Genomic DNA, 23,487 nt, shown 5'->3' with positions numbered 1-23,487 from the left:
TCGTATTAAAATAATCCAAACTGCCCTTTATTGTCTATATCAATATCATCCGGGTTGGTTATTTCGAAATCTATTTTTTGGGGTGATTCCACCGATTTTATTTCTGGTGATTTCAACGATTCCTCTGATAGCACTTCTGGTTTTATTGCTACCGTTTCAGTCGGTTTTTCCTGCTCTATAACAAGATTTTTTGGCTCAGATTTCGGGGCCGCTGCTATAGGTGATGCCGGTGCAGTATCTGTAACTTCCTTATCCTCGCCGGTGATGGTGATCTCGGTATCCTCAACAGAATCCGGTGCCGGGTCTGGTACATCGGCTTCATCATCGTGTTCGGCTAACAGCTCCACACTTTTTATTTGGTGGACGGATAAGCGGTTACCCATGGCCTTCATACCTTTTACATCTATCAGATCGGTAAGGTTAAGGTCGGCCTCTTCAGGGATCAGCGTTTTGCCTTTTAGCTGTTCTATTTTTACAACAGGCTGTGTCGCGCCCGATATCAATACTAATTTAGAGCCGCTTTCGTCGCTGATGATGCTGGTTTGTTTACCAATAACCGTATTCTCGAACACAAAGCGTTTCACCATGTAGTTCTTCGATTTGCCATCGTAATGCACCACGGCAAATACTTTGGCAGCATCATATTTTTCGATGATGATCATCTTATCATCAAAGTGATTGTTAAGGTCAAAGCTGGTTAACTCGTAATTACCGTTGCTTAATACGTTCAGGATGCGGTCGTCACCGTCAAACTCACCCAGATATTTACCACGTCTATCGGCATTAAGGCGCTTCAGGATCTCGTCGTACCAGATCTTACGGCCGGCCAATGTAGATATCCCCTTACTTTTTAGCACCACTTTTTTAACCGGGTATTTGGTAACCATGTTACCTATAGATGCACGGCCTTTAATGGCAATTGCAGCAAAGTCCTCATCAAACTGTAGTTTCTTTAACTTTTGGTGCGGTTTCAGTTGCACATTAATTATCTCGGCCTCGCCGTTAGGGTTAGCGGTAAAATATAGCGTTTTAGAGCCCTTGCTGCCCTTGGTCAAATCGTATTCCTTATCGCGGGTTACGCCCGTTACCGAGAAACGTTTGATGTAGCTAACACCGCTTTGCCCGTCTTTATAGATCATGTTATAAACAGTGCGCTCGTCGTTCTTTTTAAACACGGCAACGTGCTCAATATCCTTACCTACAAATACCTTGTCCTGCACCTTGGTTACCACAAATTTACCATCGCCACGGAAAACGATGATCTCATCGATATCCGAACAATCGCACACAAACTCGTCTTTCTTTAAGCCCGATCCGATGAAACCGTCCTCGCGGTTCACATAAAGTTTCACATTTGCCAAAGCAACCTGCGAGGCTTCCACCCTGTCAAATGTGCGTAGCGCGGTTTTACGGCCACGTTCCTTTCCGTACTTTTCACGTAGTTTCTCAAACCAGGCAACGGTGTAATCGGTAAGGTGTTTTAAGTGGTTTTTAACCACTTTTATTTCGGCCTCTAAAGCCATTATCTGCTCATCCGTTTTCTTCACGTCGAAACGGGTGATGCTGCTCATCGGTTTATCTATAAGCTTCTTGTAATCTTCCGGCAGGATGGTACGGTAAAACTGCGGAAAGAATAGCTCGAACAACCTGTTCAAAACCACTAATACGCCTTCAAAATCTGATGATTGCTCATAGTCGGGATGTTTGTACATCCCTTCCTGGATAAATATCTTCAGTAACGAACTGAAAAAGATCTTCTCCATTAACTCTTTCAGCTTTATTTCCAGCTCCTGCTTTAACAATTCTTTGGTGAAGAAAGTGCTTTCGGTAAGCATATCGTTCACGCTCATAAAGCGCGGCTTATCGCTCTGGATCACACAGGTATTTGGCGATATGGATACCTCACAATCTGTAAATGCATAAAGCGCATCTATAGTAACATCGGGAGAGATGCCCGGCGCCAGATGGATCACAATCTCTACATCCTGCGCGGTGTTGTCCTCAATCTTTTTTATCTTGATCTTACCCTTATCATTAGCAGAGATCACGCTATCAATAAGGCTACCTGTAGTGGTGGTAAAAGGAACCTCAGTAATGGTAAGGGTTTTCTTGTCGCGCTCTACAATTTTAGCACGCACACGCACTTTGCCACCACGCTGGCCTTCGTTATATGCCGAAGCATCTGCCATACCCCCTGTCGGAAAATCGGGCAATAAATTGGGCCTTACGCCGGTTAGTGCAGCAATGGATGCATCTATCAGTTCAATAAAATTATGCGGTAGTATCTTGGTAGCCAAACCTACAGCAATACCTTCGGCACCTTGTGCAAGTAACAGCGGGAACTTAACCGGCAGCGTTATCGGTTCGCGGTTACGGCCATCGTAACTGGCCTGCCAAACAGTTGTATCGGCATTAAAAACAACATCCAACGCAAATTTAGAAAGGCGTGCTTCGATGTAACGCGGGGCTGCTGCCGAGTCGCCGGTTATAGGGTCGCCCCAGTTACCCTGGCAATCAATCAGCAGGTTTTTCTGGCCTATTTGCACCATGGCATCGCCAATAGAAGCATCCCCATGCGGGTGATATTTCATGGTGTTACCAATAACGTTGGCGGCTTTGTTAAATCGCCCGTCGTCCATTTCCTTAAGCGAGTGCAGGATGCGGCGTTGTACAGGTTTTAAACCATCATTTAAGTGAGGAACGGCACGGTCAAGTATTACATAAGATGCATAATCCAGGAACCAGTTTTCGTACAGGCCGTCAAGAGAAGTGACTTTATTGAGTTTATTTTCGTCGTTATTACTTTCAGGGATATCAGGAGTGTTCAGATCGTCGCTCATTCTGTAGCTAAAAAATTATGGATTTGTAAAGATAGGCAAATGCGCAGAAAACAGGGTGTGCTAAAAGGTTGTTTTTATATACAAAACCGACTATTTTAACACTGTGAAAAAGAAATCTCAACACAATGCCAAAGTCACCAGGTTCAGGAAAATAGTAGAGAAACTTAAACCTGTAAAAAACTTAATGTATGATAACCACATCTACTATTTCCACAAGGTTAAAATATCGGACGTGGAAATGGAAGGTATAAAAGCCGGCCTCAAAGACATAGAAGAAAGCAGAATTTTCACCCATGAAGAAGTGAATAATAGAATAGCAAAGCAATTCAAAAGCTTTGGTTTAACCGACTAATCTTTACAAAAGACACCAATCAATAACTTCCTAAACATTTTATTATCAGTATCTTAATTTCATTTTGTACATTAGGGCAAATTAAACTTAAATCCTTTGCAATATGAAAAAAAACTATTTACTGTTTTTTGTGCCCATAATATTTGCGGCATGCCAAAGTAAACCCGCTGCTGATATCGCCGTAACAAAAAAGGACACGCTTACTTATCCTTTCGGTGTTAAAACGCCCGACCAGTGGGATATGAACCACGATACCAAAAACTCGTTGCTGGCCCTTAACCTGCTAAAGGCCTTTGAAAGCAACGATACTGCCAAACTAAGAAACTACTTTGCGGATAGCGTTGAACTTTGGTACGATGGCGGCCAGTTTAACGGCAAGGTAGGCCAACTGAATAAAATGGTAAAAGAAGAGTTTGCCCCATACAGTGAAGTAAAACTGAGAATAGTTGATGTAGAATCTGTTAAAGGCAAAAAAACACCTAATGACGAGTGGGTATCTATCTGGTATATCCAAAAAACTAAAGACAAAACGGGCAAGGCAGATTCTGTCGCCCTTGTAAATGATATGCTGATCAAAAATAATAGGGTGACCAAGCTGCATGAATATGCAAGACACTTTAGTATGAAGAAATAATAAACCGAAAAACACAAAAGCCCGGCCCTGCCGGGTTTTTTATTCTCTTAACATTTTCTGTTCGCGCAGTATAGCGCCGTAGTCCATTCGCCTTATGGCGGCGTTGATGGTTTTGGCAATGCGATTAGCGCGGGTATCCTCGGTTTTGGCATCGGTTATCCATTTTATAAAATAGCCCTGGTGCGATTTTGCCAGGCTATTAAAGTACTCAAAAGCTTCGGGTTGCTCATAATCGAAGCAATCTTTCAGGTCATCGGGCATTTCTATCTTAAAATCCATGTCGGTCTCCAACTGTACCCGCAGAGTTGCGCCCTTAGTTTTGCGGATGCCCTTACGGATCTCCTTGCGCAGCGACATAAAGAAGTTGCCGCTCCCCATCGGCATTAAGGCCATCCCGGCTATCTCGAAATTATCCAGTTTACCACGCACTCTGAACGATTTTTTATTGCCCGGTAATAACTGCTGCGCAACATCGGCAGGGACTTCAATATAAGTCCATCCCATTCTGTCCCCTTGCTCAGTTACTTGTAGTATAATGGTGGCAAAATCAACCATAGCCAAATATAAAATTATTAAGGCCCAAATGTTAAATGTTTGTTAAAAGCGGTGTTTTAACACTTTGCGGTGTAACTATTTGATAACCGATTGCATCTTATGTATAGAAATTAACTGATCGGTTTTAAACATACACACACATTAATTACAATCTAAAATCACCACATCATGAAAACCTTCCAATCAGTTACCCTTGCATTAGCCCTTTTAATTACCTGCAGCTTCGCAAAAGCTAAGGATGTACCATCAGAAAATTTAACAAAAACGCACGCCATTAATACCTACGTAGACGCCATGACCCGGGGCCGTGTAAGCAACTTGAGCCAGGTGATAGATCAATCGGCGAAGTTTGATATACAACGTGGCAATACTGTATTAAGCTACAATAAAAAAGAAATGACCGACTTTTTAAAAGCCGGGAAAAACGTTGAGCAGGCCTGTACCACCAGCACACGTATTGTAGAGAACAACACAGATATGGCCGTGGTAAAAGTGGATATGAAATATGACCACTTTACCCGCAGCAACTACGTAACCTTAGCCAACACCGGCACTGGCTGGAAGATCACCAACGTTTACAGTGTTTTTACCTAATATATAGTTAGTGTTTGAGTGTGACGGGCTCCCCAATATATTGGGGGGCCTTTCTAATTAAAAAGAATATCAAATAATGAATTTCGAATGTCCAATATCGAAGTTTTTCTATTTTATGATTTGAAATTCAACATTCGATGTTCGATATTGATTTTAATTTACATACGGGAGTAGCACTGCCTGCCATTTATCATAGCCTTTACTGTTCAGGTGCAGCATATCGCTTTCGAAAAGGCTGGTATCAGGCGTTTTGGTGATTGGATCTAATATCACCGAAGCCACATCCACGTAGTGGGTTTTCTTACGGGTTTTGATGAAATTACGCACCATTTCGTTGGCGATCCTAACTTCCGAAAAATATTTAGCGCGGCTTGGGCTTTGCTTGATGGCCATATAATAGATCTCTGCATTAGGTAGGTTTTGTTTGACCATGGCCCAAAGGGTATAAAACCGACGGGCTGTAAATTTACCCGTTTTACCTGCGGCGATATCGTTCTCGCCGGCATAGATAAAGACCTTACGCGGATGATAAAGGTATAAGATGTATGGCGTGTAATAATTTACCAACTGCTCAATTGTGCAACCGCCAACACCACGGCGAATAATGGGCTTATCGCTAAAGCGTTGCTCCAGGTCAGTCCATTTGCGGATAGATGAACTACCAATGAACAGGATGCCATTTTTGGCTGGCATTTTTAGGCTGTCCTGGTGTTTAAAATCGCGGATCTCGTTATCAAACGGGAAACCTGTTTGCGCGTGGGCAGCTAAACCAAAGGTGGCTAAAACTAAAAGTAATATTATTCTGATCTTCATACCGGTTGTACTAAACGTTCCTCAAAAAACATAAAAGGCATCATGCTTTTTACATCATCAATAGCCCACACGGGTCCATCTATGCAATATAACAGCATCCTTAACGGACTGTTTTGCCTTTTCTCAACTTCGGCCATTACCTGCAGGCACGCGCCGCATGAAGTAACGGGTTTCAATAAAGCAAAATCGTCGGTATGCGCGGTTACCGCCATGCTCACAATCGGATCATCGGCATGGCCTGCCCCCCAATGGAACAAAGCAACCCGCTCGGCACAAAGGCCCGATGGGTAAGCTACATTTTCTTGATTACTAGCATGGATAATTTTACCGCTTTGCAATTGCAGTGCGGCCCCCACCCTAAATTTCGAATAGGGCGAATGTGAAGTTGCCATCGCTTTAACAGCTTCTGCACAAAGGGCCTGGTCTGTGGTATCAAGTTCGGTTATGGTATCGTATTCTTTAAAAGATACTTTGATGTCGTGTTCTGTCATGGTAGCCTCACCCTACCCTCTCCTCGGAGAGGGTTCTTTATAATTTATGAAATAAAATCCCCCAACCTAAAATAAATTGAGATATACAAGCTAAGGCTTATTTCTTTAATATCAAACTACACCGCTACCGGCAATTCCACCTTATCCAAATTTTCGGCTATTAACGGATTTACGCTTTCGTCATCTTTTTCTACGCGCAGGTTATTTACAATATGTTGCTGGCGGGTTGGCGTATTTTTACCCATAAAATATTCCAGCAGGGCTTTGATGTTTGCATCTTTCAGGAACACAGGGTCTAACCTGATATCCTTACCTATGAACAACCCAAATTCATCAGGCGAGATCTCTCCTAAACCTTTAAATCGGGTTATTTCGGGTTTAACACCAAGGCTGGCAATGGCATTGCGGCGTTCTTCGTCACTATAGCAATATATGGTTTGCTTTTTGTTACGCACCCTAAATAGCGGCGTTTGCAGGATATGCACATGCCCGGCCTTAACCAGATCGGGGAAAAATTGCAGGAAGAAAGTCATCAGCAATAACCGGATGTGCATACCATCCACATCGGCATCGGTAGCAATTACAATATTGTTGTAGCGCAGTCCATCAATGCCGTCTTCGATATTCAAAGCGTGCTGCAGCAGATTAAACTCCTCGTTTTCGTAAACCACTTTTTTGGTAAGGCCAAAACAGTTTAGTGGCTTACCCTTTAAGCTGAATACCGCCTGGGTTTGCACATCGCGCGATTTGGTGATAGACCCGCTGGCCGAATCACCCTCGGTAATAAACAAGGTTGTTTCCTGCTTCCGTTCGTGGTTATCATCAAAATGCAGCTTACAATCGCGTAGCTTACGGTTATGCAACGATGCTTTTTTGGCGCGGTCATTCGCCAGTTTTTTGATGCCGGCAATATCCTTACGCTCACGCTCTGATTGCAGGATACGCTTAAGCAAGGCATCGGCAGCAGCAGGGTTTTTATGCAAGTAATTATCCAGCTCTTTTTTCAGGAAATCGTTAATAAAACCACGTACCGACGGGCCTTCCGGACCAATATTTTGCGAACCCAGTTTGGTTTTGGTTTGCGATTCAAAAACCGGCTCCTGTACTTTTATCGCGATAGCAGCCACAATAGATGCGCGGATATCCGAAGCATCAAATTCCTTTTTATAAAACTCGCGGATGGTTTTAACTACAGCCTCGCGAAAAGCTGCCTGGTGTGTACCGCCCTGCGTAGTATGCTGCCCGTTTACGAAGGAATAGTATTCTTCACCGTACGACTGGCCGTGCGTCATGGCAATTTCTATATCCTCGCCTTTTAGGTGGATGATAGGGTAACGCAGGTTCTCGGCATCAGCGTTGCGTACCAGCAGGTCGTAAAGGCCACGTTCCGAAAGGTATTTTTGCCCGTTAAAGTTTAACGTTAAACCGGCATTCAGGAACACATAGTTCCAGATCATGTTCTCTACAAACTCCGGTATAAAGCGGTAATGGCGGAAGATGCTATCATCAGGGATAAAATTGATAGCCGTACCATTACGCTGCGAGGTTTCCTTTTCAGGTTCGTCACGAATCAGTTCGCCTTTTTCAAATTCGGCAATTTTGGTTCGCCCGTCGCGGTACGATTGTACGGTGAACGAGTTTGACAAAGCGTTGACCGCCTTGGTACCCACACCATTTAAACCTACCGATTTTTGGAACGCCTTACTATCATACTTACCACCGGTATTTATTTTAGATACACAATCTATCACTTTACCCAATGGGATGCCACGGCCATAGTCACGTACAGAAACTTTATGATCGCTCATGGTGACTTCAATGGTACGGCCAGAACCCATTACAAACTCATCTATCGAGTTATCAACGATCTCTTTAAGCAACACGTATACGCCATCATCATAGGCAGAGCCATCGCCCAGCTTACCAATGTACATACCCGGCCTTAAGCGGATGTGTTCCTTCCAGTCTAACGACCGGATACTATCATCATCATAATTTACTGTTTCTGCCATGTTAAGATCAAATGTTTTTGGTGCTGATTTAGCCCGACACGCAAAAATAAAGTTACGCCACTTAAATTAGTATTTAAATGTGCCAACTTATTAACATTTGCGGGGCTATTGTTTAAATTTTATGCAGCTGCTAGCCTTATCAATGTCCTTGAAAAACTCGGGGCCTTTTTCGTTACTAAAGCAAACCGCCAGTATGGTACCGGTGTGGTCTTTTTGCAGGGTTAACAGCAACGCGTATTTATAGTGCTTTGTTACCGGTTCATCAGGCAGGTTTAGAAGGTAAGTTCTTCCGGCATCGCCGTTATATTTAGCAAGGTGTTTTAGCGGTATATTACGCATCAAATAATTATTGTCACCGGTAAAGGCCTTTGCCTGTGCGGTGCCCATACCTATGTATAACGAATCGGGGTTGGCCTGTGCTGTATTCTTGTTACCGATAGAGCGTTGGTAACTGGCGTAATTCTCTTTTTGTGATTTTACCAAGAACCAGATCTCAAACTCCTTGCCCGGTATTTCCATGGCATAGTCGAAAGATAGATCCTCATTATCGGGGGCTTTTATCTCTCTAAAACCCTTCTGGAATATAAAATCAACGTTAGCCGCCGCCGCTAATGCCAGGAAATTTTTAAGTTGTAGGCTGATGGGTGCCGCTGGTTTTTCGGTCGGTTTAGATATAATTATATGTTTAATACTTACTGATTTTTGGCTAACAGACTTCCTTTTCACCTGCGCAAACAGTGCGGGTGAAATACAAAACAACAATATTCCCGTAAGTAATATTTGTTTAAATTGCTTCAAATTGTAAGTCCGGCTAATTAGGTAACTAAATCAATGAACGAATTTAAATGATTTAGAACATTAAATGAAATTAATTATAATATAAATTTAAAAAATAAACGCAAAGGTAAATATGAGTATACAACCCCGCCTTAACCGCTTCGACCTCAGCATAATAGTTATCAGTTTGGTGATTGGTATGGGCATATTTGGCACGCCCAGCGACGTAGCGGTTAAAGCCGGTAGCGCGCCTATATTCTTTGGTGCGTGGATTTTCGGGGGCATTGTTACCCTTTGCGGCGCGCTCACCTTTGCCGAAATTGGCGCACGCTACCCAACTACCGGTGGCTTTTACAAAGTGTTTTCCTTTTGTTTCCACCCGGCCTTCGCTTTCATGATCAACTGGGTGTTGGTAATCAGCAATGCCGCATCGGTGGCAGCAGTGGCGCTTTTAGGTGCCGAATACATTAACCCGATATTACTACCGCAAAACCTACAAAACAGCACCGGTACCAGGCTAACCACCATTGCAACCGTGCTGGCTTTATATGGTATAAACTTTTTAGGTATAAAACTGAGCGCCCAAACACAAAATGTGCTCATAATATTTAAAGTGGGGATGATCCTGCTGCTTTGCACCGTAGTTTTCAAAAGTGACGCGCATGCGGTAAACCCTGTTGCTGCAATTCCGCATACTGGCAATGTGATCACCGCTTTTGGTTTAAGTTTGGTGGCCGTGTTCTTTACTTATACAGGCTATGCTCAAACCATTAATTTTGGCGGAGACATTATTAATGCCAAAAAGAACATCCCCAAAGCTATATTTTTTGGAATGGCGGTGATCATCAGCCTTTACCTGGCTATCAACTACGCTTACTATTATGTTTTAGGCATTGGCGGCCTGCAGCAAAACCATACACTGGCGGCAACACTGGCCGGTGTTATATTCGGCGCCACCGGTTATAAGATCACTTCCATCCTGATGTTCGTATCGGTAGTGGGCTATGTCAATGTAAACATCATGTCGAGCCCGAGGGTATATTACGCCATGGCCGAGGATGGCATCCTGCCGCCGATATTTAAAAGAATAAACCCAAAAACACAGGTACAGGAATTTGGCATGAGCTTTTTTGTAGTGGCTATCCTCATCATCTTATTTTTTGTAGGCTCGTTCACCGATATGCTGAAATACGTAATGTTCTTTGAACTCATCGGCATCTCCTTAGCTGCCATCTCCATTTTTATCCTTCGCAAAAAAACGAAGCATTTAGATGTTTCGGATATTTATACCATTAAATGGTTCCCGCTTATTCCCATTGTATTTATTCTGGCTTACTGGTTTGTAACCATTAACATCTTCATCACTTTTAAAGAAAACCCCTTTGCGGCCTTTTGGTGCCTTGCGGCTTATGCCCTTGGGCTTGCCATTTATTATATTGGTAAACGTAAACAAACCCCTCTATTGCCCGATAACTAAACTGCCTCATCCTTTCAATTTAATCTTTTTAAATTATTTTAATAAGTATTTTGATTTTATGATTTATCTTTATTAAGTTTGCACCGATGATGAAAGAAAGAAAAATCATTAAAATATGCATACTTGTTATCTCTTCTGGAGGAGATAAATTTTATAGTTAATTGGTTGGTAAATCCTCGCTTCGGTGAGGATTTTTTTTGTACCGATTTTTTTGAAAAGATAAAACTGAATACAGCAATATATTAACCTGATTATGGCAAGATTAAATTTATTAGAAGAAACACGTTACGAGAAACTACCCGTTACGGTATATTCCGACCAGCGCGCCGCATCGTTAGCGGTAGCCGGAAGGATCGCGGCACTCATCAGAAAGAAACAAGCGGTAGGCGAGCCAACCGTTTTAGGTTTGGCAACAGGTGTTACACCCATACAGGTTTACGCCGAACTGATCCGCCTGCATAAAGAAGACGGGCTTTCTTTTAAAGGCGTTATCACGTTTAACCTTGATGAATATTACCCCATGAAACCCAACGCAGCTCAAAGCTATGTTACTTTCATGAACGAGAATTTATTCGACCATATAGATATTGATAAAAACTTAGTACACATACCTAACGGTACCCTTCCACAAGATGAGGTAGCCGCTTTTTGCCTGGAATACGAAAGGCAGATAGAGGAACTGGGCGGACTTGACCTACAGATCCTGGGTATCGGCCGTACTGGCCACATTGGGTTTAACGAACCGGGCTCGGCACCAAACTCGGGCACACGTTTGGTTACGCTGGATGACCTTACCCGTAACGATGCATCGCGTGATTTTGGAGGTAAACAAAACGTGCCTACAAAAGCCATTACCATGGGTGTAGGTACTATTTTTAAAGCCCGCGAAATTATCCTGATGGCCTGGAGTGCAAAGAAAGCATCAATTGTTCGCAAAGCGGTAGAAGGCGAGATCTCTGGTGAAGTACCTGCTACCTTTCTGCAGTTATCAGATAATGTGGAGTTTGTTTTAGATGTTGACGCGGCATCGGGCCTTACCCGTTTTGATACCTCTTGGTTAGTATCTGACTGTGTTTGGGATAACAACCTGAAGAAAAAAGCGGTTATATGGCTTTCAGGCGCGGTTGGTAAACCCATCCTAAAACTTACCGAAGAAGATTATAACAGCAACGGTATGGCGCAACTTGCGGTAGAGCAAGGCCCCGTTTACCAAATCAACATCGATATATTCAACCAGGTGCAGCACACCATTACCGGGTGGCCGGGAGGCAAACCAGGAGCTGATGACAGCCAGCGCCCGGAACGTGCCGAGCCTGCCCGCAAGCGTTCTATCGTATTCTCTCCGCATCCCGATGATGATGTTATCTCAATGGGTGGTACATTCATCCGCTTAGTTGACCAAGGCCATGATGTACACGTGGCCTACCAAACATCGGGCAACACCGCTGTGTGGGATGATGACGTGCTGCGATATATGGAGTTCGCTATCGACTTTAAAGCCAGCGTAGGTGAGGATACTGTGAAACTACAAGGCATTTATGAAGACATGCGCAAGTTCATCAATCAAAAACTACCTAACCAGGTAGATACTATCGAGATTCGCGATGTAAAAGGTTTCATTCGTAAAACAGAGGCTATCTCGGGTGCACGCTTCGCGGGTTTGCCGGATAGCAATATCCACTTCCAGGCCCTGCCATTTTATGAATCGGGCAAAACCAAGAAAAATTCGGTTGGCGAAGAAGACATCAGGCTAACTATGGAGCTATTACAAAGAGTAAAACCACAACAGGTGTTTACCGCCGGAGACTTTGCCGATCCGCATGGTACACACGTAGTATGTTTCAATATTATTATAGAATCGTTACAGCGCCTTCGTAAAACAGAAACTTGGGTAAATGATTGCTGGGTGTGGATGTACCGCGGTGCATGGCACGAGTTTGCCACCCACGAAATTGAAATGGCCGTACCGCTTTCGCCAGCCGAAGTGCTGCGTAAACGGAACGCAATCTTTAAGCACCAATCGCAAAAGGACCGCCCTGTTTTCCCCGGCGATGATGCACGCGAGTTTTGGGTACGTGCCGAAGACCGCAACCGAGAAAGCGCCCAAAATTACGACCGCTTAGGCATGGCAGAATATGCAGCTATGGAAGCGTTTGTAAGGTTTCATTACTAATTTAACTAAACCAATATAATGTAAAGAGCCGCGATGATATCACGGCTCTTTTTGTTGTTTTATCCTACCGCTGTGTCATTTCGAACGAGGTACGAGGAGAAACCTTGTTAGACATGACAAGTTTGTGACCTGTAAGAAATAACAAGATTTTTCCTCGCTATCGCTGGTTCGAAATGACATTCTTTTATGTTATAATTTATTCTATCTTCTCGTTAACCAAAGCAATTATCTCCGCCTCGGCAGCGATAGTTTTTTGCTCTATCGCTTCACCGCGCTTTAAAACATCATCCACAAATGCTTTATCCTTATAGCCTGATGCGTTGATCTTCACATTCATAAAAGCACCCATCACAGCCGAACGTACACAAAGTGCTGCCACACCGGCGTCTGTTACCGAATTTGGGTTACCGCTTTCTACCATTGCCCGTATAAGCGTTAAACTTTCATAAGCGGTTTCCATTACCTTGAACGGGATATCGATAGCATATTTGGTAGAATCCTGAATGGCTTGGACGCGGGTTGCTTTTTCCTGCTCGTTGCCTTTTGGCAAGCTAAACGCTTCCATTATTTTATTAAAAGCAGTAGTATCTAAATCAACTAATCGCAGTAATTCATCTTTTAAAGCCTGCCCTTGCTCGGCCCAATTGCTAAACTCTTCCCAACGATTGTCCCAGCCTTTTTTGTGTGATGACAGGTTAGCCACCATGGTAGCCAGCGATGCTCCCAATGCACCCATATAAGCAGATATAGAGCCACCGCCAGGCGCAGGGCTTTCGCTCGCGGTCTCGTCGGCAAATGCGGTTAAGGTCATGCCTACTATTTTGCCAGCGCTTACATCGCGGAGCAAATACTCAATAATACGCCCATCCGGGTTAAACGGACCAAGCTCATCCAACCCCATCGATTTAATGGCGATCTTGATAATTTCCGCTTCGATCACTCCTACCGAACGCTGTTGTTTTTTCAGGAAATATTTACCCGCATCCAACATCGCTTTCAGCGGGATCAATCCAATTAGTTCGCTACCCGTTACACGGATGCCGCGCTCGGCCGCTCTTTTGCAAACCTCATCAAAAGCTACATGTATCGGGGTCACTTCGATATTGGTCAGATTCATCGAGATCTGGGCAACGCCGTATTCTTCAATATACCAGCCTATCGCCTTTACACTTTTTAGCGTGCCGGGAATAGACTTTGGTTTATCGTTCTCGTCATTAATAATCTTGCCGTTCACCGGGTCGCCTTCGCGCATTACACGACCAGCTTCGCGCACATCAAACGCAATGGCATTTGCCCTGCGGGTTGATGTGGTATTGAGGTTGATATTATAAGCGATCAAAAAATCGCGCGCACCAATAACCGTTGCGCCACGTTTCGCATCCATTTCTGCAGGGCCAAAATCGGGTTTCCATTTTGGTTCCTTTATCTTTTTAAAGAAACTTTCGTACTCTCCTGCTCTAATAACAGATAAATTATCACGGGTCTTATCTGCCTGCGCATGTTGGTACAGATATGCAGGGATGCCCAGTTCCTCGCCAACCCGTTTAGCCAGTTGCTTAGCATACTCAGCAGTTTCCTCCATGCTGATATTAGCGATAGGTATCAGCGGACAAACATCAGTTGCGCCCATCCTTGGATGCTCGCCTTTGTGCTTACTCATATCAATCAGTTCTCCGGCCTTTTTTATCGCCAAAAAAGCCGCTTCAATCACCTGCTTCGGCTCGCCCACAAAAGTCACTACAGTACGGTTTGTGGCCTTACCGGGGTCAACATTCAGCAGGCGAACACCTTCTACAGTTTCAACCTCATCCGTTATTTGTTTAATGATAACTAGGTTTACACCTTCGCTAAAATTAGGCACACATTCTATTAGTTGGTTCATTTCTTAGATTTGAGATATGATATGTTAGACATGAGAGTTTCCTGCAACCCAAACGAGGTTGGGCTTCAATTTTCCCTGGTAATATAATATTTCGCGGTAATCGGCACATAGGTAGGCCTGCATATCGGCGGGCATCCCGAGGCCTAATATACCATATTCAATTTTTAATGCCGATGCTGCACGGAAGGTTAACCCTGCAAAAACTTCGGCAACAGATAACTTTTCTGACGCGCTCATTACCGCGGCTTGTATTAGTAAATCGCCCATGGGTGCCGAGCCTGGGTTCCAATCACTGGCAATGGCCAGACAGGCACCGGAATCGAGCAGTTTGCGGGCGGGTGCATAAGGCATACCCAAGCCTAAAGATGCACCCGGTAGTGTCACCGCAACAGTATTAGATGAGGCCAAAAGGCCAATTTCATTTTCACCGCTTGCCTCCAGATGGTCGGCAGATACCGCACCAACCTCAACAGCAACAGCGCTTCCACCTGTAGTAAACTGGTCGGCATGTGCGGTTATATCAAAGCCTAATTGGTTTGCCTTGTTGAGATAAACCAAAGCATTTTTAGTATCCATAGCACTTTGTTCAATAAATATATCTACGCGGTTAGTTAGGTTCTCTTGTTTGATAATGGGCAGCAGATCATTCACCACATACGCCAGATATTCAGCTTGCGATCCGTTAAAATCTTTTGGCACCATATGGGCTGCAAGGCAGGTAGGTATCAGTCTTGCTTTAGTTTGTGCCGATGCATTTTTTATTGCACGAAGCTGTTTTAGTTCCTCCTCAACACTTAAGCCATAACCGCTTTTCACTTCAATGGCAGTTACCCCGTCGGCTAAATGTCGGTTGGCACGTTGCACCAATGATTGCACAAGCGCTACCTCATCAGCCGCGCGGGTTTGTGTAACCGTGTCCCAGATACCGCCGCCTGATTTAGCAATTTCCAAATAGGTTTTACCCGCGATGCGCATGGCGTAATCTTTAGCCCGGTTTCCACCAAAACAGATATGCGTATGGCAATCTATAAAGCCGGGCAGCAAAACCTGCGGACTGGTAATTTCTTCTATTTGTGCAGATGCATTGGCTTTTCTTAATTCTTTAAAATCGCCAATCGCTAAAATCAGTCCACCCTCAACCAACACACCACCGTTGGGGATAATGTGCAGTTGCTCATCCTTCAGAGCGCCTTTTAAGGGTAGCCCTGTTAAGGGTATTATGTGTATGAATGGACCTATTAGTTTTTTCATTTTAATTACTTATCCCACGCGTCATTGCTATGAGGAGCAATAGCGACGTGGCGATCCTCGTTATGCTATCGCCTACCTTCTATCGAAGATTGCCACGCTATCGCTCGCAATGACGTAATTTATTATATCTTCACTTTTCAACTACTCACCAATCAACCATTCTCTACTCACCATCCAGCTACCACACCTTCAATCCAAACCTATCCGCCCAATCCTGCGCTTTGTCATAACCTGCATCCGCATGGCGGAAGATACCCATGGCAGGGTCGTTGTGCAGTACGCGTTTAAGGCAGGTTGCAGCGCGTTCGGTACCATCTGCAACTACTACCATACCCGCGTGTTGCGAGTATCCCATTCCTACACCACCACCGTGGTGGAATGACACCCATGTTGCACCGCCAGAGGTATTAGCCATAAGGTTTAACAATGGCCAGTCGGATACTGCATCCGAGCCATCTTTCATGGATTCGGTTTCGCGGTTTGGCGATGCTACCGAGCCGCAGTCCAAATGATCTCGACCTATCACTATCGGCGCTTTTACTTTGCCGCTTGCCACCAGTTCGTTAAATATCAGGCCAGCCTTTTCACGCTCGCCCATACCCAGCCAGCAAATGCGTGCCGGAAGTCCCTGGAAGGCTACCTGCTTTTGCGCTTTCTCCAGCCAGTTTATCAATGGCTTATTTTCAGGAAAAGCTTCCATTAAAGCTCTGTCGGTTGTATAAATATCTTCAGGATCGCCGGATAGGGCTACCCACCTGAACGGCCCTTTCCCCTCGCAAAACAACGGACGGATAAACGCCGGTGTAAAGCCGGGGAAATCATACGCATTTTGCTCGCCGCCTTGTTTCGCAAACTCGCGTAGGTTATTACCATAATCGAAAGTTACCGAGCCAAGCTTTTGCAACTGCAGCATAAATCCCACGTGGCGGGCCATACTTTTTAGTGAACGGTGCTTGTATTGTTCAGGATCAGCCTTTCGCAGATCGAGCGCTTCATCCAACCTTAACCCGTTAGGGATATATCCGTTCAGCGGGTCGTGTGCAGAGGTTTGATCGGTCACCATATCAGGTACAATGCCATCGGCAATTAATCGTTCCAGCATATCCCCGGCATCACTTACCAACCCTACAGACAGGGTTTCGCCTTTGTTCATGGCATCCTGTACCCAGCTAATTGCTTCCTCGTACGAGTGGGTTATCCTGTCGATATATTTACTGTCAAAACGTTTTTGGATCCGGGTAACGTCTACATCGGCTCCTAAAAATACACCGCCTGCCATGGTTGTAGCCAATGGTTGCGCGCCACCCATGCCGCCAATACCGGCGCTGACAATCAGTTTACCTGTAAGGTCATTATTAAAATGCTGTCGGCCTGCCTCCACAAAGGTTTCGTAGGTTCCTTGTAAAATACCCTGCGTACCTATATATATCCAGCTGCCCGCGGTCATTTGCCCGTACATCATCAGGCCATCGGCGCGCAGCTTGTAAAAATGCTCCCAGGTTGCCCATGCAGGAACCAGGTTACTATTGGCTATTAAAACCCTTGGCGCCTGCGGATGACTACGTATGATCCCTACAGGTTTGCCGGATTGCACCAACAACGAATGGTCGTCATCGAGTTCCAGCAAAAGTTCTATGATCTTCCTCAGCGATTCCGGGTTACGGGCGGCTTGACCGATTCCGCCGTAAACCACCAATTCGTCGGAATTTTCGGCAACCTGCTCGTTAAGGTTATTTAACAGCATGCGCAGGGGCGCCTCTGTTTGCCAGCTTTTGGCGTGCAGTTGGTTACCAACCGGCGCGTAATAAACCGGGTGGTTGGCGTATGTATTAATAAATTCCGAATTCGTCATCGTCGTTTATATTGATGCTATGTTTTTGAGCGGTTTCGTTGGCAACCGACTGGAACTGCCCGCTAATAATTAATTGATGTAAGGCATTGATATCATCCGAAAAAACTCTGTCCTCTTTTATAAATGGCACATGCTGCCTTACCAATTGGTGCAGGGTTTCTATCACCGGGGTGCTTTGTAAAGGCCTCCTAAAATCTAATGCCTGCGCTGCATAAAGCAATTCAATAGCTTGGATGTATTCGATATTATCCAATACCATATGCAGCTTGCGCCCACTGATAGAGCCCATGGAAACATGATCTTCCTGCCCTAATGAAGTAGGTACGCTATCGGCACTTGCCGGGAAACACAATGTTTTATTTTCGGTAACCAAGGCTGCTGTGGTGTATTGTGGGATCATCAAGCCCGAATTGAGGCCGGCATCATCCGTCAATAACTTTGGCAAACCATAACGGCCTTCGCTCATGAGGTAGCAGCGGCGGTCGGCAATGTTGCCCAACTCGGCGGCGGCTACGGTGGCATAATCTAAAGGCAAAGCCAGCGGTTGTCCGTGGAAGTTACCACCACTTATGGTATCATCAGCATTAAAAATTACGGGGTTATCGGTAACAGAATTTAATTCTATCTCCGTAAGCTCTTTTAAATGCAACCACGCATTGCGTGATGCACCATGCACCTGCGGCATGCAACGTAACGAGTATGGATCCTGCACCCTATCACAACCCACATGCGAGCTGCCGATAGATGAACCTTCCAGTAATGTAGCCAGGCGTTTAGCAACCAGTTTAGATCCTTTGTACGGGCGAATGGCATGTAACCGCGCAACAAAAGGGCGGGCGGAGCCCATAAGGCCTTCTAAAGATATGGCGCCTATCAGGTCGGCAACGTTTAGGGCATTATTTAAACGCTCTATCGCTTTTATCGCGAAAGCCAATATAAACTGGGTGCCATTGATTAATGCAAGCCCTTCTTTGGGGCCTAATACCAACGGCTGCAAACTATGCTGTTTCAGAATTTCTCCTGCAGGAAGTTTTTCATCACCAATATTCACATACCCCAAACCAATTAAAGGCAAAAACAGGTGCGAAAGCGGCGCCAAATCGCCCGACGCACCAACCGAACCTTTTTCGGGTACAACCGGGGTAACATCATTATCGATATGCCAGATGATCCGCTCTAATGTTGCGGCTGCAATACCCGAGTAGCCCTGCGCCAAAGCATGTACTTTGGTTATCAGCATCAGCTTGGCAATTTCCTTTGGGATGGGCTTACCCACACCTACGCTATGGCTTTTTAAAATATTGCTTTGCAATAGGCTGGTATCTTTCTCAGAGATGCGGGTATCGCAAAGCGGACCAAAACCTGTATTGATGCCGTACACAGGCAAATGCGCGTGCACAATCTTTTCAACTTCTTTCCAAGAAGTATGGATGCAAATGGCAGCAGCCTCATTTATAACACCTTTAACCTTACCAGCTGCAATATCTATGCTAAGGCCGATGGTTAGGTGCTCAATACCGTAATTAAAGTTTTTCATTGGGTATTGGATTTAGTTTTTTGCCAACCTTACCGGATAGGTTGTAAACGCGGAATGTATTTTCTAATGCGGAAATGGCAGGCAATATCTCAGCGATTTTAGCGTCGCTTGCTTCCAGCTCGTTCATGCCCGCAGTAATGGCTTCCCAAACGGGCAGTATCTGTTTTAGCAGTTCGCGACCCTTGTCGGTAAACTGCACCATTTGCCTGCGGCCATCATCGGCATGCGTTGTAGTTTCTACCAATTTGCGGTTTTTCAAATTGGTTATTAGCTGGCTTGCCGCCGGGTGTGATACCTCGGTTTGTTTGCTTAATTCTTTGATGGAAAGCGAATCATTATTTGATAGCAAATAAAACACCGGGAACCAGCTGGCATCAAACTCGATGCCTTCGTTCTGGTATATACGGTTTATTTCGGCAAGGAAGGTTTCGCTCATCCGCCTTAAGCGACTTCCCAATACCAAATAACCTAAACTTTTATACAAATTCATGAATGCAATTTATATAAGTACTTATATAAATGCAAATTTTATTTAATTAATAATTGGTAATCAATCATCTTCTTGTCCCCATTGGCCTGTTATCTCGGCGCATCCACACCCAAGGCGGTATCTATTTAACGCCCATATTTTTATTATAAACTAAGCAATCATAAAAGAGCAATTTAAGATCATCATTAACTCGCCACGTAAAAAATTTAGGGGAAACACTTTGGGGCGATGAAACTTACCCCAAATGGACTGCCCCATTCTGCGAAAGCTTAAAAGCTGTAACCGATTGACAGGAAGGCAGGAAGGTTTTATTTACAGACCATGAGGACCGGGGCATGATCTCATTAATAGTACGGAACACCCCGTACGAACATATGTCGCTTAAAATGCTGAGGTAACTTGTTAATGGTGTTCCTCGCAAATACGCGCGGGGAGTAATAATAAGAAAGGCTTTCCAAAATGGAAAGCCTTTCTTATTATGTGTATGTCTTCGGCTAACTCAAACTAACAATCGTTGTCATAGTGAACCTGTCAAACTAATTAACCACCTAATGCTGCTGCACCACTCACGATCTCGGTAAGCTCGGTAGTGATGGCGGCTTGGCGCGCCTGGTTGTATGAAAGCTTAAGGGCTTTCAACATGTCGCCTGCGTTTTCGGTTGCTTTATCCATCGCGGTCATACGTGCGCCATGCTCAGATGCATTCGAATCTAAAACGGCACGGTACAACTGTATTTTAATATTTTTAGGAATCAATTGCTCTACTATCTCTTCCTGAGAAGGCTCTAAGATATAGTTAACCTGCGTTTCAATAACAGCATCCTTTGTTTTAAAGATTTCTTCTTTAGGTTTAGCTTCAGCCATTGGTACAGGCAATAATTGCTCTGCAACCTGGAACTGTACAGCAGCGTTACGGAAATGGTTATAAACCAATTCTACACGGTCGTAATCGCCATTAATAAAGCCTTGCATAATGCCTTCGGTAATTTTTGAAGCATTTACGAAGTTCAGGTCAAGGTATAAATCGTTATTGTTACCAATAACGTTAAACTTACGACGCTGAAAAAACTCCTGGCTCTTTTTACCAATAGCAACAATAGAAACGTTACCAGCCCTTAACTGCTCGCTGTATTTGTCGGCGATTAAATTATTGGCAGTTTTAATAACGTTGGTATTAAAAGCACCTGCTAAACCACGGTTTGATGATACAACAATAACCAATACACGTACCGGTTCGCGCTGTTGCAGGTATGGCGATGCACCATCCTCTAAACTTGCCGATAGGTTTGCCAAAAGGTCTTTCAACTTATTAGCGTACGGGCGTAATTGAACAATAGCATTGGTTGCCCTTTTTAGCTTTGCTGCCGAAACCATTTTCATGGCTTTGGTGATTTGCTGTGTTGAACTTACGGATGCTATCCTGTTTCTTACTTCTTTTAAATTAGCCATTCTTTAAGATGTGCAAATTTCAAATGTGCAGATGTGCAAATTGCAGCATCACACGAGTTTATTATTAATGTATTGATCTCAGATATGCAATTTATTTGCACATCTGAAATCCGCACATTTTCATATTTAGTACTTACCTGCCAGTTCTTTAGCTACTGTTTCCAGTACCCCGGTTAACTGGTCATCAAATTTACCTGCTTTTAGGGCTGCCAACACTTCAGGGTGGCGTTGCTCTAACTGGCTGGTATATTCTGCTTCAAACTCACGAATCTTGTTAATAGGTACGTTACGCATTAGGTTTTTTGTACCTAAGTAGATGATAGCCACCTGCTTTTCTACCGTTACCGGCGAAAACTGGCCTTGCTTTAACACTTCTACGTTACGAGCACCTTTGTCAATAACGTTTTTGGTTGACGCATCTAAGTCCGAACCGAATTTAGAGAATGCCTCAAGCTCGCGGTATTGTGCCTGGTCAAGTTTAAGTGTACCGGCAACTTTCTTCATAGATTTGATTTGGGCGTTACCACCCACACGTGATACCGAGATACCTACGTTAATTGCGGGGCGGATACCTGCTAAGAACAAGTTAGACTCCAGGAAGATCTGACCGTCGGTAATCGAAATTACGTTGGTTGGGATGTATGCAGACACGTCACCAGCCTGGGTTTCGATAATTGGAAGCGCGGTTAATGAACCACCACCTTTAACGATGTGTCTGATAGACTCCGGCAAATCGTTCATTTGCTGCGCGATGTTATCATTGCTGTTAACTTTAGCTGCACGCTCTAATAAACGGCTGTGAAGATAGAACACGTCACCTGGGTAAGCCTCACGGCCCGGTGGGCGGCGTAGTAACAACGATACCTCACGGTAAGCAACCGCCTGCTTAGAAAGATCATCATAAACGATTAACGCAGGGCGACCTGTATCACGGAAGTACTCGCCAATTGCAGCACCTGCAAACGGAGCAAAGAACTGCATGGTAGCAGAATCTGAAGCATTAGCCGCAACAACGATAGAGAAAGGCATAGCACCGTTCTCTTCTAATGTGCGTACAATGTTTGCAACGGTTGAAGCCTTTTGGCCACAAGCTACATATATACAATATACCGGCGCGCCGGCATCGTAAAATTCTTTTTGGTTAATAATGGTATCGATACAAACGGCAGTTTTACCTGTTTGGCGGTCACCAATAACCAACTCACGCTGGCCACGGCCAATCGGGATCATCGCGTCAATAGCTTTGATACCTGTTTGTAATGGCTCGGTTACCGGCTGGCGATAGATAACACCTGGTGCTTTACGCTCCAACGGCATCTCGTAAGTTTCGCCTAATATAGGGCCTTTACCGTCAATTGGTGTACCTAAAGTGTCTACAACACGGCCAAGCATGCCTTCGCCAACGTTGATAGAAGCAATACGGTTGGTACGTTTCACATTGTCACCTTCCTTGATATCGTCAGACCTACCCAACAATACCACACCTACGTTATCTTCTTCAAGGTTTAATACAATACCTTGTAAACCGTTATCAAATTCAACCAGCTCACCTGATTGTACTTTAGTTAGTCCGTAAACACGTGCAATACCGTCACCCACCTGGAGTACGGTACCCACTTCTTCTAATTCAGATTCTGACTTGAAGCCGGCTAATTGCTGACGCAAAATTGCTGATACTTCATCTGGTCTTACCTCTACCATTTTTGAATTTATTTTAGAGTTTTAATTTAATACTATTTAATTGCAACCTGTGCAAATTCCTTTTTCATTCGTTTTAAACTGCTGGCAATGCTGGTATCAACCTGCCTGTCGCCTACAGTTAGTACAAAACCACCAATTAACGATGGGTCTACTTTATCAGCCAGCTTAACAGTACCGCCAATTGCTTTCTGTACATCGTCAAGCATTTTTTGCTTGTTCTCGGCAGATAGCGGTGATGCTGTTACCACTTTAGCATTGGTGATGTGATTCTTAATATCGTACAAGCCAATAAACTCATTCGCGGTGGTAAATAATACTTCGCCACGGCCTTTATTAACCATAATGTTTAAGAACGCAATAGTAACCTTGCTTACTTTGTTTCCAAAAATATCGGCAAGTATGTTTACTTTTTTGCTGTGCGATATAATAGGATTGCCTAAAACAGCTGCCAACTCTGCGCTACCTTTTACAGTATTCAGAAAAAGTTCCATATCAGTCTTAACCGCTTCAAGGGCTTTTTGCTCTTCGGCAAGGTCAATTAGTGCTTTCGCGTATCTTAATGCTACTGTTATTTCTGACATCGTTCTTGAGATTAGAGATGTGAGAT

General features: G+C 44.3%; 19 protein-coding genes. 5 read left to right on the top strand and 14 right to left on the bottom strand.

The genetic code is table 11. The annotated features are described in order from the left end of the window. Positions 1-5 precede the first annotated feature (5 nt). On the bottom strand, positions 6-2,840 hold the full coding sequence (locus tag NAF17_RS00335) for a DNA gyrase/topoisomerase IV subunit A (RefSeq protein ID WP_252755984.1): 2,835 nt from the start codon (positions 2,838-2,840) through the stop codon (positions 6-8). Between the two features lie 103 nt (positions 2,841-2,943). On the opposite strand from NAF17_RS00335, the gene NAF17_RS00330 reads away from it, so the two are divergent. Both NAF17_RS00330 and NAF17_RS00325 read left to right on the top strand, forming a co-directional pair. Beyond that, the gene (locus NAF17_RS00330; RefSeq protein WP_252755983.1) at positions 2,944-3,192 is read left to right on the top strand and encodes a hypothetical protein; all 249 of its coding nucleotides are present in this window, start codon (positions 2,944-2,946) and stop codon (positions 3,190-3,192) included. Between the two features lie 103 nt (positions 3,193-3,295). Continuing rightward, positions 3,296-3,826, top strand: a complete 531-nt coding sequence (locus tag NAF17_RS00325) for a nuclear transport factor 2-like protein (protein ID WP_252755982.1) — start codon at positions 3,296-3,298, stop codon at positions 3,824-3,826. 39 nt (positions 3,827-3,865) lie between these two features. Here NAF17_RS00325 and NAF17_RS00320 read toward each other — a convergent pair whose 3' ends face one another. Continuing rightward, positions 3,866-4,381, bottom strand: coding sequence for a YdeI/OmpD-associated family protein (locus tag NAF17_RS00320; RefSeq protein ID WP_252755981.1), 516 nt, complete (start codon positions 4,379-4,381; stop codon positions 3,866-3,868). 168 nt (positions 4,382-4,549) lie between these two features. On the opposite strand from NAF17_RS00320, the gene NAF17_RS00315 reads away from it, so the two are divergent. After that, positions 4,550-4,975, top strand: coding sequence for a nuclear transport factor 2 family protein (locus NAF17_RS00315; protein ID WP_252755980.1), 426 nt, complete (start codon positions 4,550-4,552; stop codon positions 4,973-4,975). Between the two features lie 153 nt (positions 4,976-5,128). On the opposite strand, the gene NAF17_RS00310 is transcribed toward NAF17_RS00315, so the two are convergent. From NAF17_RS00310 to NAF17_RS00295, 4 genes are all read right to left on the bottom strand, one after another. After that, the gene (locus NAF17_RS00310; RefSeq protein WP_252755979.1) at positions 5,129-5,788 is read right to left on the bottom strand and encodes a GDSL-type esterase/lipase family protein; all 660 of its coding nucleotides are present in this window, start codon (positions 5,786-5,788) and stop codon (positions 5,129-5,131) included. Beyond that, positions 5,785-6,279, bottom strand: a complete 495-nt coding sequence (locus NAF17_RS00305) for a cytidine deaminase (protein WP_252755978.1) — start codon at positions 6,277-6,279, stop codon at positions 5,785-5,787. Before NAF17_RS00305 ends, NAF17_RS00310 begins: the two co-directional genes overlap by 4 nt. Positions 6,280-6,395: 116 nt before the next feature. After that, on the bottom strand, positions 6,396-8,291 hold the full coding sequence (locus NAF17_RS00300; RefSeq protein WP_252755977.1) for a DNA topoisomerase IV subunit B: 1,896 nt from the start codon (positions 8,289-8,291) through the stop codon (positions 6,396-6,398). 105 nt (positions 8,292-8,396) lie between these two features. Continuing rightward, positions 8,397-9,017, bottom strand: coding sequence for a hypothetical protein (locus NAF17_RS00295; protein WP_252755976.1), 621 nt, complete (start codon positions 9,015-9,017; stop codon positions 8,397-8,399). Positions 9,018-9,201: 184 nt separating this feature from the next. On the opposite strand from NAF17_RS00295, the gene NAF17_RS00290 reads away from it, so the two are divergent. After that, on the top strand, positions 9,202-10,545 hold the full coding sequence (locus NAF17_RS00290) for an APC family permease (RefSeq protein ID WP_252755975.1): 1,344 nt from the start codon (positions 9,202-9,204) through the stop codon (positions 10,543-10,545). 253 nt (positions 10,546-10,798) lie between these two features. Then, positions 10,799-12,718: a glucosamine-6-phosphate deaminase gene (nagB, locus tag NAF17_RS00285; RefSeq protein WP_252755974.1), complete on the top strand. Its 1,920-nt coding sequence runs from the start codon at positions 10,799-10,801 to the stop codon at positions 12,716-12,718. A gap of 196 nt (positions 12,719-12,914) precedes the next feature. Here nagB and ftcD read toward each other — a convergent pair whose 3' ends face one another. The 8 genes from ftcD to atpH form a co-directional block, all read right to left on the bottom strand. After that, a complete protein-coding gene (gene ftcD, locus NAF17_RS00280; RefSeq protein ID WP_252755973.1) occupies positions 12,915-14,600 on the bottom strand; it encodes a glutamate formimidoyltransferase in 1,686 nt (561 codons plus the stop codon). A gap of 24 nt (positions 14,601-14,624) precedes the next feature. After that, on the bottom strand, positions 14,625-15,851 hold the full coding sequence (gene hutI, locus NAF17_RS00275; protein ID WP_252755972.1) for an imidazolonepropionase: 1,227 nt from the start codon (positions 15,849-15,851) through the stop codon (positions 14,625-14,627). Positions 15,852-16,029: 178 nt separating this feature from the next. After that, positions 16,030-17,703, bottom strand: coding sequence for a urocanate hydratase (gene hutU / locus NAF17_RS00270; RefSeq protein WP_252755971.1), 1,674 nt, complete (start codon positions 17,701-17,703; stop codon positions 16,030-16,032). Continuing rightward, entirely contained in the window at positions 17,681-19,240 is a 1,560-nt protein-coding gene (hutH, locus tag NAF17_RS00265) for a histidine ammonia-lyase (RefSeq protein ID WP_252755970.1), read from the bottom strand. The genes hutU and hutH overlap by 23 nt, the downstream gene beginning before the upstream one ends. Continuing rightward, entirely contained in the window at positions 19,227-19,730 is a 504-nt protein-coding gene (locus NAF17_RS00260) for a MarR family winged helix-turn-helix transcriptional regulator (RefSeq protein WP_252755969.1), read from the bottom strand. The genes hutH and NAF17_RS00260 overlap by 14 nt, the downstream gene beginning before the upstream one ends. Before the next feature lie 540 nt (positions 19,731-20,270). Beyond that, positions 20,271-21,179 carry an ATP synthase F1 subunit gamma gene (gene atpG / locus NAF17_RS00255; RefSeq protein ID WP_252755968.1) on the bottom strand — a complete coding sequence of 303 codons (909 nt, stop codon included), beginning with the start codon at positions 21,177-21,179 and terminating at the stop codon, positions 20,271-20,273. 126 nt (positions 21,180-21,305) lie between these two features. Next, positions 21,306-22,880, bottom strand: a complete 1,575-nt coding sequence (gene atpA / locus NAF17_RS00250) for a F0F1 ATP synthase subunit alpha (protein ID WP_252755967.1) — start codon at positions 22,878-22,880, stop codon at positions 21,306-21,308. Between the two features lie 32 nt (positions 22,881-22,912). Beyond that, positions 22,913-23,461 carry an ATP synthase F1 subunit delta gene (atpH, locus tag NAF17_RS00245; protein ID WP_252755966.1) on the bottom strand — a complete coding sequence of 183 codons (549 nt, stop codon included), beginning with the start codon at positions 23,459-23,461 and terminating at the stop codon, positions 22,913-22,915. Positions 23,462-23,487: the final 26 nt, after the last annotated feature.

It is taken from the genome of Mucilaginibacter aurantiaciroseus (assembly GCF_024055595.1).
GTDB classification, from domain to species: Bacteria; Bacteroidota; Bacteroidia; order Sphingobacteriales; family Sphingobacteriaceae; genus Mucilaginibacter; species Mucilaginibacter aurantiaciroseus.
Note: the sequence above shows the minus strand (reverse complement) of the source record. Positions and strands in the feature narration are given on the sequence as shown.